Annotated in this window: 2 protein-coding genes; both read right to left on the reverse strand. The window is 57.1% G+C overall.

What is annotated here, in order from left to right; translation table 11 throughout:
- Window positions 1–791: IS5 family transposase (locus tag H3V53_RS42805; RefSeq protein ID WP_419539755.1), on the reverse strand; the 791-nt coding region annotated here is incomplete at its 3' end.
- 253 nt (window positions 792–1,044) lie between these two features.
- Window positions 1,045–2,064, reverse strand: coding sequence for an IS110 family RNA-guided transposase (locus H3V53_RS42810; RefSeq protein ID WP_336602988.1), 1,020 nt, complete (start codon window positions 2,062–2,064; stop codon window positions 1,045–1,047).
- Window positions 2,065–2,230: the final 166 nt, after the last annotated feature.

The raw sequence follows: 2,230 nt of genomic DNA on the forward strand, positions 1-2,230 counted from the left end.
TGAAATACAGGCACTGCATGAACGAGCATGAGCATCGCAAAGACCACGAAATGAAGCCCGGCAAGAGTTTCGGGTAGTCTTTCATAGTCCCGAGCGAGGCGGCGGAAGCGATTGAGCCAGCCAAAGCTGCGCTCAACCACCCATCGCCGGGGCAGCAATACAAAACCCTTCTTTGCCTCTTGCAGTTTGATCACCTGCAGATCAATGCCCTCATCGCTTGCGGCCTGCGCGGCGTCTTCACCGGTGTATCCCTGATCCGCGAATGCCACCTTGACCGTTTCTCCAGTGACCTGCTGTACCTGACGCGCAAGCTCGCCCACCTGCGCACGTTCCTGCTCATTTGCTGGCGTCACGTGTACGGCCAGCAAATGTCCCAGCGTGTCTACTGCAATAGGGACCTTGCTGCCGCGTTTGCGCTTATAGCCGTCATAGCCCGCACGTGGGCCGCTCTCACAGGTCGACTGCAAGGTGCGACCATCCAGAATGACAGCGCTGGGTTGCCCCCGCCGTCCCTGGGCCACACGAATGACTGAGCGCAGGTCGCAGACCATATTCTCAAAACAACCTGCCTGCAGCCAGCGTTGAGTCTGCTGATACACCATTTCCCAAGGCGGGAAGTCATTCGGTAGCATCCGCCATGGTGCACCGGCACGCGCAATCCAGCGTAGTGCATTAAACATTTCGCGAAGGTCGTATTTGCGTTGCGGCGCGCTTACGTCCATCAACGTCAGATAGGGGGCCGCGAAGCTCCATTCTTCGTCTATATGAACGCGCCCCTTTGCGCCAGGAATTCGTGCGTTTTGGCGTAGACAGGATAGGCTGCAGATCTATATTCGGCCTGGATTGCAGCTGATACAGTATGCTGCGGGCCCGTATGAAATCCGCTGACTCGCTCCTCATTCTGACATCGAGCTTCGACGCTCCACGAAGAATTCAGGATTGGCGAGTCCCGGTCCAACCTGGTTTGTCACCACACACACCTGCGCAACCTTCGAGTCTTTTGCCCTCGCATAACTATCGATGTCGGCGGTTGAGCGAGCGCGCTCACGCCGGTTTGACGCTTGTGTAGGTCTTCTCGTACCGTCGGTCGTGCGCAATGATAGCCCAGATCGTCCTTGCCATTTTGTTGGCGAGTGCCACAACTACGACGTTCGGTGGACGACGTTTGCTGATCTGCTCGAGCCAGGGATCGGGCTGCTTCGCGTGACGGAGCACGCTGCGCGCGCCGTGAATGAGCAACGTGCGCAAATAGGAATCACCTCTCTTGCTGATGCCGTGCAGGTTGATCTTGCCACCGGAGCCTGTCTGCTTCGGCACAATTCCGATGCAGGCGGCAAACTCCCGGCCGGACCGGAAAGCCTTCGCGTTTCCGATCGTGGCAACGGCCGCGGTTGCTGTTAGCAGTCCAACTCCGGGTATGTCGCTGATCGCCTTGACTGCGTGATCTTCGATGACCCATTGACGCATGCGTCGTTCAATTTCTGCGATCTGCTCATCAAGCTTCGCGAGTCGGTTCCACTGCTCGCGTAGCGTATCGATGAGCATGGCGGGTAGGCGTTCGGCAATCCGCGCAAGCACCTGCGGTATCGATTTGTTCATCGCCGCCCGGCCTTTACCCATTACCTCTCCGTATTCGGCGAGCAGTCCGCGCAGGCTGTTGGTCTGCATCGTGCGAAACTTTACGAGTTGCTGGCGCATGCGGTGCAGCGCCAGCATCGCTTGCTGCATTTCTGTCTTTACCGCAACCGGTTTGCCCGGCTGTTGGACAGCCAGCCAGATCGCGCGGGCATCGGCTGGGTCATTCTTATTGCGGATATTGAAGGCTTTCACGAACTGCGCGGGCATGAGTCTGACCTTGTGGCCCATCTTTTCGAGTTGTCGGGCCCAGTGGTGCGCGCCACCACATGCTTCCATCCCGATAAGGCACGGCGCTCGATTCGCAAAGTGCTCGAGAAATTTTGAACGCTTGATAGCCTTGTTGACAACCTGACCGGTTTCCTGATCGACATAATGAACCTGAAACAGATTCTTCGCGATGTCGACTCCGACTGGCATGAGCTTCATGGCAACCTCCTCGCAGAGGGCTTGATAAGGCTTACATTTTGCTCCTGCTGCTTTCGATGATCCGTGCGTTTCCAGAGCGGGGCGCGTTCATTCCATTCTGACACATCAGTCGGATAGCCTTTGCGGTTTGCTTTTGTCATGCCGCCAGGATACCAGGTCGCAATGG

This window comes from Paraburkholderia bengalensis (genome assembly GCF_037126505.1).
GTDB classification, from domain to species: Bacteria; Pseudomonadota; Gammaproteobacteria; order Burkholderiales; family Burkholderiaceae; genus Paraburkholderia; species Paraburkholderia bengalensis.

Coding starts and splice junctions, on each gene's coding strand:
- H3V53_RS42810 (WP_336602988.1), bottom strand. CDS start 2,064: ATGAAGCTCATGCCAGTCGGAGTCGACATCGCGAAGAATCTGTTTCAG.